General features: G+C 46.6%; 2 tRNA genes and 2 rRNA genes (1 of these 4 cut by a window edge). All 4 read left to right on the forward strand.

The features are described 5' to 3' along the window. The first annotated feature begins 210 nt into the window (after nucleotides 1–210). Nucleotides 211–1,730: ribosomal RNA gene (locus D778_RS00005) — 16S ribosomal RNA — on the forward strand. An 83-nt stretch (nucleotides 1,731–1,813) separates the two neighbouring features. Continuing rightward, nucleotides 1,814–1,887, forward strand: a tRNA-Ile gene (locus D778_RS00010). A gap of 162 nt (nucleotides 1,888–2,049) precedes the next feature. Next, a tRNA-Ala gene (locus D778_RS00015) sits at nucleotides 2,050–2,126 on the forward strand. A 172-nt stretch (nucleotides 2,127–2,298) separates the two neighbouring features. Then, nucleotides 2,299–2,500 (forward strand): 23S ribosomal RNA (locus D778_RS00020) (it continues 2,618 nt past the right edge of the window). Together the 16S and 23S rRNA genes with 2 tRNA genes alongside form the textbook arrangement of a ribosomal RNA operon.

The following is a 2,500-nucleotide window of genomic DNA, read 5'->3' on the forward strand; positions in this document are numbered from 1 at the left end:
AAAAAAACATTGCATGGATAAAAAAAGGGTTTTATATTTGCACCCGCTTAAGAGATAAACGCCTTAGGGAAACAAAAGAAAGTTCATAGACATATTGAATTGACAGCGTAAGGTTCAACTGGAAACGGTTGGGCCGGACAAGAGAATAAATCATTTTGAGAACCTGAATTAAAACCATTCGATTAGTTGTTAAATAACATTTAAAAATTAACGATGAAGAGTTTGATCCTGGCTCAGGATGAACGCTAGCGGCAGGCTTAACACATGCAAGTCGAGGGGTAACAGGGGCGCTTGCGCCCGCTGACGACCGGCGCACGGGTGCGTAACGCGTATGCAATCTACCTTTTACAGGGGGATAGCCCAGAGAAATTTGGATTAATACCTCATAGCATATGGTCTTGGCATCAGGACCATATTAAAGATTTATCGGTAAAAGATGAGCATGCGTTCTATTAGCTGGATGGTAAGGTAACGGCTTACCATGGCGACGATAGATAGGGGCCCTGAGAGGGGGATCCCCCACACTGGTACTGAGACACGGACCAGACTCCTACGGGAGGCAGCAGTGAGGAATATTGGACAATGGGCGGGAGCCTGATCCAGCCATGCCGCGTGCAGGAAGACTGCCCTATGGGTTGTAAACTGCTTTTGTACAGGAAGAAACACTCCCTCGTGAGGGAGCTTGACGGTACTGTAAGAATAAGGATCGGCTAACTCCGTGCCAGCAGCCGCGGTAATACGGAGGATCCAAGCGTTATCCGGAATCATTGGGTTTAAAGGGTCCGTAGGTGGATGATTAAGTCAGAGGTGAAATCCTGCAGCTCAACTGTAGAATTGCCTTTGATACTGGTTGTCTTGAATTATTGTGAAGTAGTTAGAATATGTGGTGTAGCGGTGAAATGCATAGATATCACATAGAATACCGATTGCGAAGGCAGATTACTAACAATACATTGACACTGATGGACGAAAGCGTGGGGAGCGAACAGGATTAGATACCCTGGTAGTCCACGCCGTAAACGATGGATACTAGCTGTTCGGATTTATCTGAGTGGCTAAGCGAAAGTGATAAGTATCCCACCTGGGGAGTACGTTCGCAAGAATGAAACTCAAAGGAATTGACGGGGGCCCGCACAAGCGGTGGAGCATGTGGTTTAATTCGATGATACGCGAGGAACCTTACCAGGGCTTAAATGTGGATTGACAGGTTTAGAAATAGACTTTTCTTCGGACAATCCACAAGGTGCTGCATGGTTGTCGTCAGCTCGTGCCGTGAGGTGTCAGGTTAAGTCCTATAACGAGCGCAACCCCTGTTGTTAGTTGCCAGCGATTCAAGTCGGGAACTCTAACAAGACTGCCGGTGCAAACCGTGAGGAAGGTGGGGATGACGTCAAATCATCACGGCCCTTACGTCCTGGGCTACACACGTGCTACAATGGTAGGGACAGAGAGCAGCCACTGGGCGACCAGGAGCGAATCTATAAACCCTATCACAGTTCGGATCGGAGTCTGCAACTCGACTCCGTGAAGCTGGAATCGCTAGTAATCGCATATCAGCCATGATGCGGTGAATACGTTCCCGGGCCTTGTACACACCGCCCGTCAAGCCATGGAAGCTGGGAGTGCCTGAAGTCCGTCACCGCAAGGAGCGGCCTAGGGTAAAATTGGTAACTAGGGCTAAGTCGTAACAAGGTAGCCGTACCGGAAGGTGCGGCTGGAACACCTCCTTTCTAGAGAAAGACGACTGATTTGAATAAAAAGGGTCGCAAAACGTTTATTCTCTTGCTGTTGATTTAATTTCATACTATAGTAGAGTCTCATAGCTCAGCTGGTTAGAGCGCTACACTGATAATGTAGAGGTCGGCAGTTCGAGTCTGCCTGAGACTACTAAATAGGATTAGGGTTTTAGATTTGCAAAAGTAGATTGAAGATTTTAAGACGCTCATAATATATTGAAAGGAAATTTTAGAAGTTGGGTATCCCAAGTTGACGTATAGGTCATCAATTAACTGATAACTGTTAACTGATAACTGACAACTGAAACCAAATGGGGGATTAGCTCAGCTGGCTAGAGCGCCTGCCTTGCACGCAGGAGGTCATCGGTTCGACTCCGATATTCTCCACCAATTGATTTAGGGCCCGAGGTTTTGGGTTCTGGATCGAGAAAGTTCATTGACATATTGAAAAAGATACATGAAGCATATGGTCGGAATCGTCCGATCATGTGCAAAAATTGAGGTCAATTAAGGTTACGAGCCTTTGATTGATCTATCAAACTCATTAAAAAGACAAAAAGTACAATAAGCTACATAAGAGCGTATGGGGAATGCCTAGGCTCTCAGAGGCGATGAAGGACGTGATAAGCTGCGAAAAGCTGTGGGGATTGGCACATACAAATTGATCCACAGATATCCGAATGGGGCAACCCACTATATTGAAGATATAGTATCCGCAAGGAGGCGAACCCGGGGAACTGAAACATCTAAGTACCCGGAGGAGA

The sequence above is a fragment of the Xanthomarina gelatinilytica genome (assembly GCF_000348685.1).
GTDB lineage: Bacteria > Bacteroidota > Bacteroidia > Flavobacteriales > Flavobacteriaceae > Xanthomarina > Xanthomarina gelatinilytica.